This window comes from Streptomyces sp. NPDC107538 (assembly GCF_055657445.1).
Map to the genome: position 1 here is coordinate 182,276 of NZ_JBVKAY010000009.1, position 14,961 is coordinate 197,236.

Below are 14,961 nucleotides of genomic sequence, written 5' to 3' on the forward strand. Positions count from 1 at the left end.
GCAGCCGACCACCCTCATCCGGCCCCGTGGCACGGGGCCGGATGAGGGTGGGGACGCCCTGACCGACAGCAGCCCAGGTGAGCCGGGCCGCTGTCGGGCGCGTCAGACCGAGGTGGGCACGAGGGCCGCCGCTTCACGGATGAGGCGTTCCCCGCGGTCTGCGGCGACGTCCAGACGCATCAGCACCGCGGGCGAGGCGATGGAGGGCAGCAGGTGCTGCAGCAGTACCGAGACGCGGTACTCGACATCCTCCAGGTCGGTCTCCAACTGGGCATAGAGCTGCACCCCGTTGAACGAGCCGACCACCATTTCGGCGACCTCGCGCGGCACCACGTGCGACAGGGTCTCGCCGCGTTCATGGGCTCGGGTCACGATCTCGGTCAGCACGTCGACCCACAGCGGCCAGGCGCTCCCGTAGTGCTTGCGGCCGGTGGGGTCCGCGGAGAGCCGGGCCCCGGCCCGCAGAACGGGATCGAGCCGCAGCCGGTGGGCCACCGACATGGCGACGTCCACCATCTCCTGGAGTTTGATCTCCTGTGCGGGCAGCGGCTGGTCGGTCTGGACCTCCAGAACCCCTCGCGCCAGCGCTTCCTTCGAATCGAAGTGGAAGTAGAGCGCGCCCTTGGTCACTCCCGCGGTCTTGAGGATGTCCGCGACCGTCGCCGCCGTGTACCCGTTATCCGCGAAGACCGTGGCGGCGGCCTCCAGCACGGCACGGCGCGTCCTGACCGCTCGCTCTTGCTGGGCCACTGGATCTCCCCTTCCCTCAAGCCTGCTTCGCCGCGTGACACGCGTCAGCGAAGAAAAAACCGTCCAGAAGGTACTGTACCCATTGGTCAAGGTCTTCACCAGTGCTACCGGCGATTCTTCCCGCCTCCCGCTCCACGGCCCCTGATGCCCGAACCCTCCCCTCGGCAGGGGAAACATGCTGGTCAAGTAGGTTGCAGCGGTGCCTTTCGGCACCTCACGTGCCCTCCGCGGCAGAGGAAACCGCGAAGCGCACAAAAGCGTCCGGAGTGCTGGTTTCCGTACCTGGTCGGCGATCGCTCCCCCGCCGTGTCACGCCATCGCGGGGACACGGCTGTCGGCACGCCCGGTGCCCGGGAGCCGGGGTCGGCAGGCCGCGGCCTCGGCGTCCACGGTCCTCAGCAGCCGTTCGTCGATCCCGTCGAGCGACCCGACCACGTGCCGTACCCCGGCCTCGCGCATCAACTGCCGCTGGAAGCTGTGGACGTAGGTGGTCGGGTGCCCGATGAAGGCCGCGCCCAGCGTCTGGGCGACCTCGGCCACCCGCGCCACGTCGTCGATGAACAGCGTCTCGTCGCAGGGCAGTCCGAAGATGTCCTCGGCGATCTCCCGCACCCCCGGACGGAATCCGTTGGTGCACACGTACCCGGGGCCGTCGAAGTACGCGGCGAACGGGGCCAGGTACCGGTCGAAGTGGGCCCGCTCCAGGCCGCCATAACAGACCAGGGACGCCCCGGTGGCGCGCAGCCGCTCAAGCAGCCCGCCGGCCCCCGGGAGGACCCGCACGGGATGCTCCCGGAGGTACTCCTCCCGCTCCTGGAAGTACGCCTCCACGACCTCCTCGGGCACCGCCCCGGGCCCGCCCAGCGCCGCGGCGGCCCGGAGTTGCGACTGCGACAGCACGGTCCGTTCCAGGTCGGCGGTGTAGACGCCGCCACGGCCGACCACGATCCGGTGGAAGACCGGACTGAAGGTGTCGTTCAGCAGAACCCCGTCGATGTTCACCGCGATCAGACGCACATGCCGAAAGGCCACTGGGACCACCTTGGGTCGAGCCGCACGGATGCGGGCCTGAGGATGTCGGGTGACGGGAGCATCACCTGGCTCATTATTAAACCGGTCATGCGGTTTTTTCAACACCATGCTGGAGAAAGCTCGTCGAGTACGTCGGCCCCCGCCCCCGCGCGCAAAGGCCGTACGGGAAACTTCCTGACGAGTCCGATGGAGACACCGCTGTCACAGGGAACACGGGGGGAGACAATGGCTGCATTGAAGGGCAGAACGGCTCTGGTCACGGGTGCGGGGCGAGGCATCGGCCGGGCCACCGCCTGCCGTCTGGCCGCGGACGGCGCGCTCGTCGCCGTGCACTACGGAAGCGACGAGACCTCGGCGCGAAGAACCGTCGAACAGATCACCGACGCCGGTGGGCGCGCCTTCCCCGTGCACGCCCCGTTCGGAGTGCCCCATGACGTCCGCACGCTCTACGAGCGCTTCGACGCCGGTCTTGAGGAACTGGGCGAGCCGACAGCCCTGGACATCCTGGTCAACAACGCGGGCTTCAACATCCGGGGCGGCGTGGCCGACGTGGTCCCGGAGGACTTCGACCGGCTCATGGCCGTACACGCCAAGGCACCCCTGTTCCTGGTGCAGCAGGGTCTGCCACGGCTACGGGAGGCAGGCCGCATCATCAACATCAGTTCGGCGGCCACCCGTGTGAGCTTCCCGTCCTCCCTCGCGTACTCCATGGCCAAGAGCGCGCTCGACGCCCTCACCCGCACGCTCGCCAAGGAGTTGGGGGCCCGGCAGATCACGGTGAACTCCGTGGCACCGGGCTTCGTCAAGACGGACCTGAACAGGCAGCGCTGGTCCACACCCGAGAACGAGGCCTCCCACGCGTCGCTGTCCGTGTTCGGCCGCATGGGACAGCCGGCGGACGTCGCGGACATCGTCGCCTTCCTCGCCTCGGACGACGCCCGCTGGATCACGGGCCAGTGCATCGACGCGTCCGGCGGCACGGGCCTGTGAGCCCGCGCGCACCGCAACCGGCCCGGACACACGAATGAGGGGCGGTGCGGTGCACCGCCCCTCATCTCGCGTACCGGAGGTGTCTCAGGTGCCCGCCTGGCCGTCCGCGCCCGTCTCGGGGATCGCGGGGCCGGCGGTCGCGCCGAGTCTGAGCTGTTCGGTGATCTGGACGAAGGCCGCCCGGAGGTGGTCCGGGATACCGAGCGCGCTCGCCGCCTGGTCGGCGGAGAGCGTGTGTCCGGCGGGAACCGTGCCGGTCTCGGGTGGCGCCGGGGTCTGCGGCAGGTCCTGCTCGGTCAGCTTGCCCGACCGGATCAGGACATCCCGCACGGGGATGCCGAGCGCCCGGGACAGGCCCCGCATCGTCTCCAGGTCGGGCATGCTCTGGCGCTGCAGCAGCCGGGTGATGGCCGCCCGGTGCACCCCCGCGTCCTCGGCGAGCTTGGTCTTGCCGCCGCCGCGCGGGCTGTCGATGTCGTACCCGCGCGCCCGCATCACGCCTTCGATCCAGGCTGCGAACTCGTCGATGTGTTCGGCATCGCTCTTCATGTCGTGGACGCTCCCCTCGGCTACACCCCCACCTTAACGGTCGCGCGCACGCGAACTATGCAGTTGCGCGCACGCACGAGTAAACGTTCGGTGAGGGCCCTTCGTCAATCCGGCCTTGTTCCGACCTCGCTCTCACCCCGCTCCCGCCTCGAACCGGCCCTTGGCCGATTCTCGACGCAACCCCCTCCCCTCCGGCGAGGTGATCCTCGATCTCCGTTGCGCGCGGGATCGCAACATGTAAAGCTGTGTGCGGGCTCGCAACAACAGGAGACTCTTCTTTCCCTTCAGTTGCCGCCGCCCCAGCTCTTGGTTGCCGTCGAAGGGCTCCTGATGGCCCCAGATCGGAGTGTGTCCACCATGTCCTCAGGCCTCGCCGCCCAGCACACCGCCCGCGCCGCCCGCTGGATCGACATCCTGCGCCGCCAGTTCCCCGAACTGCTGCGGGAGTTGGCCCCGGGCCGGCCGGGCGCCGGAACCCGTTCCCGCCCGCCGCTCGGCCCGGCCGCGCTCCGCGCCCTCGGCGAGCGGGACGCCGCGGAGCGCGCCGAGGCCCTGCTCGGCGAGCAGCACGGTCTCGCCCCGCTGGGCGCGAGCGCCGCCCCGATCCGCCTCCATGTCTCCGACGCCGTACGGGACATCACCGACGGGGTGGTCGAGCTGGAGGAGGCGGTGTGGGAGAGGCTCGGGCTCGGCCGGCCCCCGCGCGCGGACGTGCCGCGGCGGCTGGGCCGGATCGCCGCCCTGCTCGACGACGTCGCCGGGCATCCGGTGCTCGCCCGGCACGTCCTCGACGAGTGCCGTCGGATGGCCCGCCGCTGCGGCCGTACGCTCGGCGATCCCGAGACCCTGGTTCGCGTCAACGGCCGTTGCCCGTGGTGCGATTCGGTGTCGCTGCGGGCCATGCCGGCCTGGCGTACGGTCCTGTGCGTCAACCCCGGGTGCCGGTGCGCCGACGAGGAGTGCCCGTGCGCGGACAACGCCGCCCACCGGCACAGCTGGACGGAGACCGGCTGGGCGCAGCTCGCGGCGGACGCGGGGGCCGACGCGGACGAGATCGCCGCGCTGGTCGACGACGTGGACGAGGTCGACGACTTGGGCGGCGTGCGCGATGCGGGCCGGGTCGGCGGTACGGCCGAGGCGGGGGCCGCCTGATGGGCAACTCCCTGGCGGGGCCGACGGGTTCGTCCCCCACGCTGGTGACCGGCGCCGCCGCGGCGGCCGAGGCGGGGGTGGCCCCCGCGACCGTACGGAAATGGGTGCAGCTGGGTCACCTGGAGGCCGCCGGGCGGCAGGGGCGGACCCATCTCTACCGGCTGGAGGACGTGTTCGCGGCGGAGCGGGCCACGCGGGGGCGTGGGCGTAACGAACGTCGCGAACGTCGTGAGCGTCGCGGCTGAATGCTTCCCGTCCACCGATCGCCCCGTCACACCACTGGTGTGGCGGGGCGATCCGCGTTTCGGCACCCCTCTCGAAACTCGTAGTTGCGCGCGCGCTCGCAACGTGTCACAGTTGGTGCAGCGGCGGAGCTGTGCCCCCAGGGACACGGCCCCGCCGTTTCGCATTCCTCCGACACATCACTACGACGTACACCTCCGACAAAGAAGGGAGGTCTCACCGTGGCCGATCAGACGGTCACCTTCCCGGATGTCGAACGACTCGTCGTCGACTTCCTGACCGACCGCCCCGAACTCTCCACCGCGACCGTGGACAACGTGCCGCCCGGCGGGTTCGACGGCACCCAGCAGGTCGTCCTGGTCTCCCGCGCCGGCGGGGCCTGGGTGGACGACCTGCATCTCGACCAGCCGCTCGTGGACCTGGAGGTCTACGGGCCGACCAAGACGGCGGCGCACACGCTGGCCCTGACGGTTCGTTCCGCGGTGCTCGCGCTGCGGGGGACGACGTACGGCGGCGCGAGCGTCTCCGACGTGGTCGAGGCGGATGGGCCCCGCTGGCTGCCGGACTGGAACCGGGCCGCGGCCAATCGCTACTACGCGACGGTCCGGCTGCACATCCGTCCCGCGTAAGGCTCCGCGTGGGGCTCCGCGTAGGGCTCCGCCTCGGGAGCCGTCGCACCCAAGAGCTCGGTCCGTCAGGTCGGTTCGCGTGTGCGGGTCCGATGTGGCTGATCGCGCCCACGCGGCGGAGCCGCATATCAAACACAGCCCCGCGCCCCCTTCGGGGCGCTTCATCTCACCTCTCTCAAGGAGTTACGCATGGCAGGCAGCAACGCCAACGAGATCCGTGTCGCCGGGACCGGGCGGATTCTGGTCGCGCCGGTCGGGACGACCGCGCCGACCGATGTCACCTCCGCGTGGGGGTCCGGCTGGAAGGACCTCGGCTTCACCTCGCAGGACGGCATCAAGCTGGCCAAGAAGGACAAGCTCGACCCGGTCGAGACCTGGCAGTCCGTCTCCCCGGCCCGGTTCATCTACTCGGACCGTGACCTGACGGTGAAGTTCCAGCTGCTCCAGCTCAACGAGGACACCCTGCCGTTCTTCATGGGCGGTGACGCCGTCGCGGAGACCACCACCGGCTCCGGCGTCTACAAGTACGAGCTGGCCGCCGACCCGAAGTTCAACGAGAAGGCGATGGGCATCGAGTTCAGCGACGGTACGGACATCACGTACCGCTTCGTCGTCTCGCGCGGCCAGGTCACCGAGACCGAGGAGCTGTCGCTGACCCGTACGGCCTCCATCAAGCTCGGTGTCACCTTCACCGCGCTGGCCGTCGACAACACCAAGCCGCTGGCCACCTTCCTGATGAAGGACCCGTCGTACGGCACGGCCTCCTGATCCACCCTCCCCCACCGGGCGGGGCCGGGACCTCCCCCTCCCCCGGCCCCGCCCGGTACCTCTCGCACACCCTTCTTCACCACGACCTGAGGAGTAGCTCCATGGCATTCGACGTCGGCGCCGCCCGTGCGCAGCGGCAGGAGGCGCTCGGCCGCGCCTGGTCCTTCACCGTCGAGGGGGACACGTTCACGCTCCCCACCGAGCTGATCCGCAAGACCGCGCGCACCCTGCGCGACCTCGACGACAACGACGTGGACGGTCTGCTGCGCGCACTGCTGGGCGACGCCCAGTACGAGCGCTTCGACCGCCTCGACGTCACCATGCAGGACATCGCCGCGATCATGGAGGCGTACGGCAAGGAGACCGGGCTCGGCCTGGGGGAAGGCTGAGCCTCGGCGAGTTCGTCGACGAACACGCCGAGGCCCTCGAAGCGGACCTGCTCCGCCACTACGGCGTGGACCTGCTCGACTGGCACCGCGGCCGGCTCTCCTCCCGCCGGCTCGCGGTGCTGGTCAAGCATCTGCCACGCGACAGCGCGACCCTTCGGGAACTCCATGGCGAGGCCGCCGACTGGTCCGTCGCCGACCATCTGCTGGCCTCCGTCGTCGACCAGCTCGCGGAGGCGAACTGGATGTTCGCCACGGTGAACCGGGACGAGGACGCGGACCCGCTGGACTATCCGACGCCGGTGCCGCGCCCACTGTCGGGAGACCCGGAGCCACCGGCCGACGGGGCCCCGCCACCGCCACCACCGTCTCCAGCCCCGGCCTCGGCCCCGGCCCCGGTCGCCGGGCCCGTACGGAACCCGTCGGCGATCGAACTCGTCCAGTTCTTCCGCTGAGTTGAGGAGTGATCCCGTCCCATGACCCTCCACACGCCCCTCGGTGGGCTGCCGTATCCGCAGCCCACCGACATCGCCAACCTTCCACTGCATCTCCAGGGCCTCGCCGAGGGCGTCGACGGCCGTACCGTCCTGCGGTACGCGAACGCCACCGAACGGGACGCGGCGGTCACCACTCCGGTGGCCGGCATGGTCGCCTGGCTCTCGGCACCCGGCACGCTCAGCTACTACACGGGCTCGGCGTGGGTGGCGATGGGAGCCTGGAACACGTACACCCCGGTCTGGACGGCCGAGACGACCAACCCGGCGATCGGCAACGGCAGCCTGACCGGCAAGTACGCCATCGTGGGCAAGACCTGCCACTTCACGCTGCTGATGCAGTTCGGCTCGACCACGACGTACGGCAGCGGCAGCTACTACCTCTCCTACCCGGTCCAGACCGGGTCCCTCGGCGGACTGCCCCAGCACCTCGGGGTGGCGACCAGCCCCAACGGGCGCGCGGTGGTGAGCTGCCAGCCGACCGCGAGCAGCAACGCGACGACGTACACGCTGTGGGGTCCGGCCTCGACGTCGACCTCGCACCTCGGCCAGCTCGGCGGCGGCGGACTGTTCGGCGCGGCCTGGGCGAACGGCAACGTCATCCGCGTCGGAGGCTCGTACGAGGTCGCGTGAGCCATGGCCGGAGTGCGTGAGGTGGCCGGGAACCGCCTCCGTTTTGCCCTGGCCACCACAGGCACTTCGGGTATCCTGCGAGGTGCAATCGAGCATATGTTCGAAGCACATGTGTGAAATCTGCGGGAGTGGGGGCCGAGTGACGAACAACGAGGGCGAGGCGTGGGGCGGCGTCGATCTGGACAGGGCCGAGGCCGAACTGAGGCAGGTCCTCGCCGTACGCATGCAGCGGGCCGTCCCGGCAGACCTGGTCGTCACCACCCGCACCGAGATCGAGAAGCGCGAGTTCAAGGCGTACGGACAGGGCTGGCGGGACCGCGGCGAACACGAGGAGCAGCGGCGCCGGTCCGCGGCCGCCCTGCGCAGTCAGAGCCAGGGGCAGGGGCAGGCGCAGGGGCAGCCCTCGTCTCCCCGCCGCGACCCCGGCGGCAAGATCCTCCCGTTCCCCCAGCAAACACCTCCGCCGGTCGCGCACCCGCATCCGCACCCGCCGTCCGCCCGCCCCCACCCCTCGGACGACGACCTGTAGAACGAAGACCTGTAGGACGACGGCCCGTAGGAGACAGCTCGCGCACCACCGGCCCGCCGCGGGACAAGGACGTACACGCGTCCACGGTCCGACGGCGGGCACACGTGTCCATGGTCAAAAAAATCCCGGCGGTCCGGCCGCCGGGATGATCCACGTTCGAGCTTCGGGATGGTCGGCGACTTCGATCGAGCGCTCTTCTCGACGAGGCTGTGTCCGTCACGCATGAAACTTGCGAAGAGGGAACATTTCACCGCAAGAGGGAATCCGGTTCCTACTTGTCCCTGCGGAAGGCTCTCCGCAGCACGCCCCCCTTTTCCGGGGAATCACCGACGGCGTCCTCCGGCCGGGCCTGCGCCTCCTGCATATGAATAAGTTCGGCGACCGTGACGCGGAAACCCTCGGCTCGCCACCTTTCACCCAGAACCACCATAAAAGTGTTCTCGTCCACCCGGAAGACGGTTCGCCGGAGATCTCCGAAACGGCCTTGCGTCAGGTGTTCTCTGGTCAATTCCAGAGCTTTCTCCCTGGCCTGGTCGACGCCGCCTTCCACATGCTGCACATAGGTGGCCGCCAAACCGCTGTCGAGCCCGCCCTCTTCGATCAGGACGTACCAGGAGCCCTCGCTCTCGACCATGAATTCCATCCCGCTTTCGTAGTCGCATCCGCCCCGCAGCGAAAACCGTCGTGGACACCGCAGAAGATATACGCACCGAGAGGAGAAAGCCATGGCAACTGGCTGGGACGCGTCCTTGGTGGACGCTTTCACATGGGCCGAGAAGAACGACTACAAGAGGGCGCAGGAGAAAGCCTACGGGTTTTCGAGCACGGTGGCCGCCATCAAGGGAGACCTCACCGTCCTCAAGGCCGAGATCGCCGGTCTCGCGCTTTTCTCGGCCGGAGCCGCCGCCATCAAGTTCGACTACACCCTGTTCAAGGTCGACGAGAAGGGAGTGAGCTGGCGCGGCCGGCAGATCTACGCGACCAAGTACGCCGACGACGTCAAGCACTTCCAGACCAAGCTCGACCGGACCAACCGGGAGTTCCACAAGGTGGTCACCAAGTTCGAACTGGCCAAGGAGGAGCAGGACAGGAAGCTTGCCGGCCTGCAAGGAGCCAGGCAGCGACTCGCGTCCGCGAGGAGTATCCAGGATCCGGCCGCCCGGATCCAGGCGCAGGCCCGCAGCGGAAACGATCTCCGCAGTGCCGAGACCGCGTACGAGAAGGCGCAGACGAACTACACGCGCCTCCGGGGTCAGGTGGGAACGCTGACCCGGCGGGTCGAGACCCTGACGAGCGACATCGCGCGGGTGAAGCCGGACAAGCAGTTCGACGCGGCCGTGGAGAAACTTCGAAATTTCGAGGAAGCACTGGCCGCCGCAGCACATGCGGCGTCATCCGCCGAGTAGAAAGGAAGCAGAGCCATGAGTCTCAAGAGTTCTCTGGACCAGGCGACCGCCGGAATCGGCAGATTTCGCTCCGCCCTTTCCCAGACTTCCGGAAGTCTGAACAGCATGCGGCAGGCGACCGGCACCACGTCCACCTCCGTGGACAGGATGAAGACGGCGGCGGGGCAGATCTCCCCGTCGCTGACCAAGGTCAAGACCGGTTCGGATCAACTGAACACCTCCTTCGGCAAGCTCAGGACCTCCGCCTCCCAGAGCGGCGGCAATCTCGGCAAGCTCAGGTCCGAGGCCGGCGGGCTCAACACCGGGGTCGGCAAGGCCAAGGGCGGGACTGACAAGTTCAAGTCCTCCCTCGACAAGCTCAAGTCCTCGGCCAACAGCACCAAGACGGCGCTCCAGGGCGTCAAGAAGCAGGCCGACGCCGTCGAGAAGTCCGTCGGCAGGGCAGGGAAGAACGCCGACAAGGGCGGGAAGTCGATGGGGAGTCTGGGCAAGGGGCTGAAGGGGGCCTCGCTCGCTCAGAAGGGGCTGAACCTGGCCATGGCGGCGAGCCCGTTCGGGCTGATCATGACCCTGCTCGGGCCGCTCATCGCCCAGTTCGTCAACATGGACAAGGTCGCCGCCCTGGTGAAGCGCGGGCTCGTCGCAGCCTGGAGTGCCATCAAGAGCGCCTCCTCGTCCGCCGCGAAGATGCTCGGGCCGCTGTTCAAGGGCGTCGTCAACGGGTTCATGCTGCCGTCGCGGATGCTGATCCGGGGGCTGAACGCGCTGATCGGCTCACTGAACCGGGTCAAGATCAAGGTGCCGGACTGGGTGCCGGTGATCGGTGGCAAGGGGTTCCAGTTCAACCTGCCGACGCTCCCCGTCCCGCAGCTCGCCAAGGGCGGCATCGTGCAGGCCCGTTCCGGCGGCACGCTCGCGCTGCTCGGTGAGGCCGGGGAGCACGAGGCGGTGATCCCGCTGTCCAAGCTGGAGCGGATGCTCGGCTCCGGCGGGGGCCTGCGCACCCTCGCCTCCGCCGTGGAGCGGCTCGCCGACCGGCCCGTCGTCATCCAGGTCGACTCCCAGGAGATCGCCCGCGCGGTGTTCCTCGGCCAGCGGCAGCTCGCCCGGCGGTAACGCCGCCTCCCCGCCTTCACCGTCGACGGTCCGCGATCCGCGCCGTCGGCTTTTTCATGCCCGCGTACGCCAACACCAAGGAAGACCAGGGGACATCATGGGAAACCTGTGGATCGGCCCGCCCGGTTCCATGTACGAGATCGATCAGGCAGCCAAGTCCTTCGACCGCACCGCCGACCTGGGCGTCAGCGAGTTCAAGTCGCTCGGCGGCCGCGTCACCGTCACCCGCAACCTCGCGCCCGTACGCCGTATCAAGCTGGCCTGGGACCTGCTGCCGCCGGCGCACGCCCGCGCGCTCGACCGGATCGCCCGGCGCGTGGACAGCTCGCTCGCGCCGACCGTGTTCCTCGTGGACCCGGCCTCCGGCAACGTCCTCACCGCCGGTCAGGCCCTCGGCCGGGGCGCGGCCAAGGCCACCGACATCACCGGGCTCGCCCAGTGGTTCACCACCTCGACCGGCGCGGTCACCGAGAGCCTCACGGCCCCCGGCACGTTCACCTTCACCGCGGCGGACGTCAACAGCGCGCTGGCCTGGCGCTGCGCCGGCACCGTCGGCAACTTCCCGGTCGCCCCCGGCCTCCAGGTCTCGTTCCAGGCGCCGACCGCGCTCGCCGCGCTCGCCACGGAGAGCGTCGGCCTGGACTTCAAGGGGCCCACCGGCAGCTACCTCAGCACGGTCTCCGCCACCGGCCCCCTGGTCACGGGCACCGTCCCGGCCGGCGCCGCGTTCGTCACGCCCACCTGCAAGCCGGGCACGGCGGGCACGTACTCCCTCGCCGGTGCCTGCCTCACGTACGGCGGTACGGCGGCGGACGGCGTCCCGGGCGACGGGCTGCCGCCGATGGCCGTGACCGGGTACAGCGACACGCCCGGCCGCCCGCTCCCGTTCCGCAATTTCAGCCTCGACCTCGTGGAGGTGTCCGGTGCAGCAGGCTGACGACGCCACCGAAACCGCCCTCGCGGCCGGTGCCCGCACCACCACCCACACCACCCGGCTCGGCGGCCGGGACGTCTCCGCGCAGGTCCAGTCGTGGCAGCTGGAGCGGACGTACGCGACCGACCTGCCGGCCGCGATGCGGGCCTTCTCCGGCTCGTCCGCCGCCCAGCTCCAGGTGCAGCTGTCCGGCCAGGGCGGGGTGTCGGCGCCCGAGCTGTACGCCCCCTGGGCGCTGCACACCACCGGCGACCTCGCCCGCCCGGGGCAGTCCGTGGTGCACCGGGGCGGGGTCGGCACGACCACCCTGCCGGCCTTCCGAGGCACCGTCCGCTCCCGCTCGGCGCAGGCCGGCACCGACACGGTGCAGCTCACGGCGCTCGACGGCGCCGAGCGCCTGCGCGGCCCGGCCCAACTGCCCAAGCCGTACGCCGGGTTCAACTACGGGCGGCCGGTCGCCACCGCCACCTGGTGCGTGGACGAGCTGTTGCGCCAGGCGGGCGTGCTCACCGCCCCGCCGGCCCGCTACCCCGGCTTCGTCGAGGGGCAGCCCCTCACGCTGGTCCACGCGAGTCTGCACGGCGGCTTCGCCGCGCCGTACGGCCAGCCGGAGGCGCTGCCGGCCGCGTCGTCGTACGCCTGGACCCGGGACGGTGCCCCGCACGAGATGGCGCTGCTGCCGAAGCAGACCGGTGTCACCGCGAGCTGGTTCCCGCGCTCCCGGGTCACCGTGCCCGGCACCAGGCTGTTCGCGGAGGCCTGGGTCAACCCCGCCCTCGGCCCCGGCGACACGGTCACCCTGGAACTCCTCCTGGACCGCACCGGCACCGCGCGCGGCTCGCTGCGCATGGAGGTCAACTTCGCGGAGGGCACCGTACGGATGGTCTCGGCGACCGTCGACGGCGCCTACTGGTACTTCCAGTGGTACTGGCCCGGAGTGCGCGGTCTCAAGGGCCCGTGGCACATCGGCGCCCTGTTCGACACCACCGGCTCCACCGGCAGCTCGGTCTACCCGACCGTGCAGCCCCGGCTGACCGGCCCCGACGGCACCCACTACCTGGGCGGCGTCGGCACGTACGTCGAGACCTATGGGCTGCAATACGCTTCCGAGCTGCGGGAGTTGAAGCTCACCACCGACATGGCCGTGGAGGGTGTCCAGCTCACCGGCGGGCTGTCCGGCATGCCCACGTCGGCGGTCTTCGCGCAGACCGGCACCTGGACCAAGGGCGCCGAACTCGACGACGCGATCCTCCCGCTGTACGCGATCCCCCGGGTCTCCGGGTCGCAGTGGGAGGCCATCGGGCAGATCGCCAAGGCCGGTATGTCGACGGCCGAGTTCGATGAGCGCGGGATCTTCCGGTGGCGGAACCACACCCGGTTCAGCGAGCCGCCCACCGAGGCCGACCTCACGCTCACCTCGGTGCGGGACATCGCCTCGCTCACCCTCACGGAGGAGATCGACGCCTGCCGCAACTACGTCGTCCAGCCCGCCAAGGTGTGGGAGGACTTCGGAGCCGCGGCCGGCACCACGTACACCGACACCGTCGTCCGCAAGATCCCGGCGAACGGCACGCTGACCGTGTCGTACGTGATGGCGGAGGAGGAGTTCGACATCGGCCCGCCCACCTCGGACGACGACTCGGTGGTCACCGCGGGCTCCCAGGTCCGCTTCGCGACCACCGCGGCCGGTACGACGGCGGTCAAGGGCGCGGTCGACGTACTGACCCGCCGTGAGGACGGCTATCTGGTCGTACGGTTCAGCAACCGCACCGCCCAGCCGCTCTACACGGCCACCAAGACCGGCACCCCGTCCGTCTTCCTGATGACCCTGAAGCCGAAGGCCGACCCCGTCGAACGGCCGGCCACGGCCTACACGCCGGGCACCGACAGCGAGCGGTTCTACGGCCGTCAGGAGCACACCGGAGAGACCACGGACTGGATCCAGGACCTGGCCGCGGCCCAGGACATCGCCGACGCGCTCTACGACGCCGGGCTCCTCCCGGTGCCGGTCATCGGCGACGTCGAGGTGCTGTACGACCCGCGCGTGCAGCTCGGCGACGTCGTCCGGCTCACCGACACCTCGGGCACCCGGCTGGACACCCTGGCCTGGGTGATCGGCGTGAACACCACGGCCGCCGCGGACGGTGGCGTACGCCAGACGCTCACCCTGCGCGGAACCCAGCCCAACGGGACCCCGTCCGACACCGGTCTCACCCCGGACGCCCCGGCCGACCCGGTCGTGGTCACCCTGTCGACGTACGCGCAGGTCACGGCGGCCTTCCCGACCCTGGGCGCGCTCACCGCCGCCGGGTTCACCTACGGCGAGATCAAGGAGTCCGCGTATGTCTGAGACGACACCGGAGCCCACGCCGGAGCCGGAGCCGGTCGACGACTCCACCCCCGGGCCGGGCATCGCCTGGCCCGCCGAGGTGACGGTGACCGTGCCGGACCCGGGTGAGCCGGAGGAGCAGCCGGACGAGCCGGAGACCCCCGAGCCTCCGACCGAGCCCGAGGAGGTCGCCGCCGAGCCGACGCCCGCGACCGGCCCGGCGGGCACGGAAGGCGACACGGAACGCGCGACCGAGACGGAACCCGAAACGGAGACGGAGACGGCATGACCGCCTACACACCCCTCAACAGCCTCCCCTACCCCCAGCCCACGGACACGGCCGACATCCCCCTGCACGTCCGGTCCCTGGCGGAGGCCGTGGACGGCCGCACGATCCTGCAGTACGCGACCGCCGCCGCCCGCGACGCGGCGGTCACCACCCCCGTCCGCGGGATGGTCGCCTGGCTCGACACCCCCGGCCAGCTCACCCACTACACCGGCGCGGGGTGGCTGCCGGTGGCCGCCGTCCCGGTGTTCCTCTTCAACAACGACGCCGGTACGACGGCGTCCACGACCCCGGCCGAGACCCTGTCGGGCGCGACCGGTGACCCGGTGGTGGCCGCGTTCACGGCGCCCCCGACGGGCCGGGTGATCGTCACCGTGGGCTGCTGGATGCACAACTCGGTCGCCGCCAACGGGTACATGGGCGCGACGATCAAAAAGGTCTCGGACGCCTCGGTGTACCTGGCGTCCACCATCGACCGGGCGGCGAACGTCTACAACACCGACCGTTCCTCGGTCTCCAGCCAGTTCCTAGTCACGGGTCTCACCCCGGGCACGGTGTACTCGGCGACCCCGACCTACTGGTCGTCCGTCGCCACCCCCGCCAACACGGTCGCCTACGACAACCGCTTCATCAGGGTCGACCCGATCCACTGAAGCCGATGCACTGATCCCGTTCACGGAAGCCCCGGTACGCCGCTCTCGCTCCGCGCGGCGCACCGGGGCTTCCGCATATGCC

The 14,961-nt window shown here is 70.2% G+C and carries 19 protein-coding genes; 15 read left to right on the forward strand and 4 right to left on the reverse strand.

All coding sequences use genetic code 11. The annotated features are described in order from the left end of the window. Window positions 1-102: 102 nt before the first annotated feature. Entirely contained in the window at window positions 103-750 is a 648-nt protein-coding gene (locus tag ACZ7MG_RS29895; RefSeq protein ID WP_471393029.1) for a ScbR family autoregulator-binding transcription factor, read from the reverse strand. 309 nt (window positions 751-1,059) lie between these two features. Next, complete coding sequence (locus ACZ7MG_RS29900; protein WP_471393027.1) at window positions 1,060-1,782, reverse strand: HAD family phosphatase; 723 nt, start codon at window positions 1,780-1,782, stop codon at window positions 1,060-1,062. Window positions 1,783-2,007: 225 nt separating this feature from the next. Between ACZ7MG_RS29900 and ACZ7MG_RS29905 the strand changes: the two genes are divergently transcribed. Then, complete coding sequence (locus ACZ7MG_RS29905) at window positions 2,008-2,772, forward strand: SDR family oxidoreductase (protein WP_471393026.1); 765 nt, start codon at window positions 2,008-2,010, stop codon at window positions 2,770-2,772. An 84-nt stretch (window positions 2,773-2,856) separates the two neighbouring features. Here ACZ7MG_RS29905 and ACZ7MG_RS29910 read toward each other — a convergent pair whose 3' ends face one another. Beyond that, entirely contained in the window at window positions 2,857-3,321 is a 465-nt protein-coding gene (locus tag ACZ7MG_RS29910; protein ID WP_471393024.1) for a helix-turn-helix domain-containing protein, read from the reverse strand. Window positions 3,322-3,678: 357 nt separating this feature from the next. Here ACZ7MG_RS29910 and ACZ7MG_RS29915 point away from each other — a divergent pair, with 357 nt between their 5' ends. From ACZ7MG_RS29915 to ACZ7MG_RS29950, 8 genes are all read left to right on the forward strand, one after another. Then, on the forward strand, window positions 3,679-4,473 hold the full coding sequence (locus ACZ7MG_RS29915; protein ID WP_471393022.1) for a hypothetical protein: 795 nt from the start codon (window positions 3,679-3,681) through the stop codon (window positions 4,471-4,473). Further along, window positions 4,473-4,718, forward strand: a complete 246-nt coding sequence (locus tag ACZ7MG_RS29920) for a hypothetical protein (RefSeq protein ID WP_471393019.1) — start codon at window positions 4,473-4,475, stop codon at window positions 4,716-4,718. Before ACZ7MG_RS29915 ends, ACZ7MG_RS29920 begins: the two co-directional genes overlap by 1 nt. 219 nt (window positions 4,719-4,937) lie before the next feature. Further along, window positions 4,938-5,345, forward strand: a complete 408-nt coding sequence (locus ACZ7MG_RS29925; RefSeq protein WP_471393017.1) for a hypothetical protein — start codon at window positions 4,938-4,940, stop codon at window positions 5,343-5,345. A gap of 189 nt (window positions 5,346-5,534) precedes the next feature. Further along, on the forward strand, window positions 5,535-6,113 hold the full coding sequence (locus ACZ7MG_RS29930) for a phage tail tube protein (protein ID WP_471393015.1): 579 nt from the start codon (window positions 5,535-5,537) through the stop codon (window positions 6,111-6,113). A 101-nt stretch (window positions 6,114-6,214) separates the two neighbouring features. Continuing rightward, entirely contained in the window at window positions 6,215-6,502 is a 288-nt protein-coding gene (locus ACZ7MG_RS29935; protein ID WP_471393012.1) for a hypothetical protein, read from the forward strand. A 65-nt stretch (window positions 6,503-6,567) separates the two neighbouring features. Further along, window positions 6,568-6,954 (forward strand): hypothetical protein, encoded by a 387-nt coding sequence (locus tag ACZ7MG_RS29940; RefSeq protein WP_471393009.1) that lies wholly within the window; start codon window positions 6,568-6,570, stop codon window positions 6,952-6,954. Window positions 6,955-6,975: 21 nt separating this feature from the next. Continuing rightward, window positions 6,976-7,626, forward strand: a complete 651-nt coding sequence (locus ACZ7MG_RS29945; RefSeq protein ID WP_471393007.1) for a hypothetical protein — start codon at window positions 6,976-6,978, stop codon at window positions 7,624-7,626. Window positions 7,627-7,765: 139 nt separating this feature from the next. Next, window positions 7,766-8,155 (forward strand): hypothetical protein, encoded by a 390-nt coding sequence (locus tag ACZ7MG_RS29950; RefSeq protein WP_471393005.1) that lies wholly within the window; start codon window positions 7,766-7,768, stop codon window positions 8,153-8,155. Window positions 8,156-8,426: 271 nt separating this feature from the next. Here ACZ7MG_RS29950 and ACZ7MG_RS29955 read toward each other — a convergent pair whose 3' ends face one another. Next, entirely contained in the window at window positions 8,427-8,798 is a 372-nt protein-coding gene (locus tag ACZ7MG_RS29955) for a hypothetical protein (RefSeq protein WP_471393002.1), read from the reverse strand. An 82-nt stretch (window positions 8,799-8,880) separates the two neighbouring features. On the opposite strand from ACZ7MG_RS29955, the gene ACZ7MG_RS29960 reads away from it, so the two are divergent. The 6 genes from ACZ7MG_RS29960 (at window position 8,881) to ACZ7MG_RS29985 (ending at window position 14,879) form a co-directional block, all read left to right on the forward strand. Next, on the forward strand, window positions 8,881-9,561 hold the full coding sequence (locus ACZ7MG_RS29960; RefSeq protein WP_471392999.1) for a hypothetical protein: 681 nt from the start codon (window positions 8,881-8,883) through the stop codon (window positions 9,559-9,561). Between the two features lie 105 nt (window positions 9,562-9,666). Continuing rightward, a complete protein-coding gene (locus ACZ7MG_RS29965) occupies window positions 9,667-10,677 on the forward strand; it encodes a hypothetical protein (protein WP_471392996.1) in 1,011 nt (336 codons plus the stop codon). A gap of 97 nt (window positions 10,678-10,774) precedes the next feature. Continuing rightward, entirely contained in the window at window positions 10,775-11,614 is an 840-nt protein-coding gene (locus tag ACZ7MG_RS29970) for a hypothetical protein (RefSeq protein ID WP_471392993.1), read from the forward strand. Continuing rightward, window positions 11,601-13,961, forward strand: coding sequence for a hypothetical protein (locus ACZ7MG_RS29975; protein WP_471392991.1), 2,361 nt, complete (start codon window positions 11,601-11,603; stop codon window positions 13,959-13,961). Before ACZ7MG_RS29970 ends, ACZ7MG_RS29975 begins: the two co-directional genes overlap by 14 nt. Further along, on the forward strand, window positions 13,954-14,229 hold the full coding sequence (locus ACZ7MG_RS29980; protein ID WP_471392989.1) for a hypothetical protein: 276 nt from the start codon (window positions 13,954-13,956) through the stop codon (window positions 14,227-14,229). Before ACZ7MG_RS29975 ends, ACZ7MG_RS29980 begins: the two co-directional genes overlap by 8 nt. Beyond that, complete coding sequence (locus ACZ7MG_RS29985; RefSeq protein ID WP_471392987.1) at window positions 14,226-14,879, forward strand: hypothetical protein; 654 nt, start codon at window positions 14,226-14,228, stop codon at window positions 14,877-14,879. The genes ACZ7MG_RS29980 and ACZ7MG_RS29985 overlap by 4 nt, the downstream gene beginning before the upstream one ends. Window positions 14,880-14,961 lie beyond the last annotated feature (82 nt).

Coding starts and splice junctions, on each gene's coding strand:
- ACZ7MG_RS29905 (WP_471393026.1), top strand. CDS start 2,008: ATGGCTGCATTGAAGGGCAGAACGGCTCTGGTCACGGGTGCGGGGCGA.
- ACZ7MG_RS29910 (WP_471393024.1), bottom strand. CDS start 3,321: ATGAAGAGCGATGCCGAACACATCGACGAGTTCGCAGCCTGGATCGAA.
- ACZ7MG_RS29915 (WP_471393022.1), top strand. CDS start 3,679: ATGTCCTCAGGCCTCGCCGCCCAGCACACCGCCCGCGCCGCCCGCTGG.
- ACZ7MG_RS29920 (WP_471393019.1), top strand. CDS start 4,473: ATGGGCAACTCCCTGGCGGGGCCGACGGGTTCGTCCCCCACGCTGGTG.
- ACZ7MG_RS29930 (WP_471393015.1), top strand. CDS start 5,535: ATGGCAGGCAGCAACGCCAACGAGATCCGTGTCGCCGGGACCGGGCGG.
- ACZ7MG_RS29935 (WP_471393012.1), top strand. CDS start 6,215: ATGGCATTCGACGTCGGCGCCGCCCGTGCGCAGCGGCAGGAGGCGCTC.
- ACZ7MG_RS29945 (WP_471393007.1), top strand. CDS start 6,976: ATGACCCTCCACACGCCCCTCGGTGGGCTGCCGTATCCGCAGCCCACC.
- ACZ7MG_RS29955 (WP_471393002.1), bottom strand. CDS start 8,798: ATGGAATTCATGGTCGAGAGCGAGGGCTCCTGGTACGTCCTGATCGAA.
- ACZ7MG_RS29960 (WP_471392999.1), top strand. CDS start 8,881: ATGGCAACTGGCTGGGACGCGTCCTTGGTGGACGCTTTCACATGGGCC.
- ACZ7MG_RS29965 (WP_471392996.1), top strand. CDS start 9,667: ATGCGGCAGGCGACCGGCACCACGTCCACCTCCGTGGACAGGATGAAG.
- ACZ7MG_RS29970 (WP_471392993.1), top strand. CDS start 10,775: ATGGGAAACCTGTGGATCGGCCCGCCCGGTTCCATGTACGAGATCGAT.
- ACZ7MG_RS29980 (WP_471392989.1), top strand. CDS start 13,954: ATGTCTGAGACGACACCGGAGCCCACGCCGGAGCCGGAGCCGGTCGAC.
- ACZ7MG_RS29985 (WP_471392987.1), top strand. CDS start 14,226: ATGACCGCCTACACACCCCTCAACAGCCTCCCCTACCCCCAGCCCACG.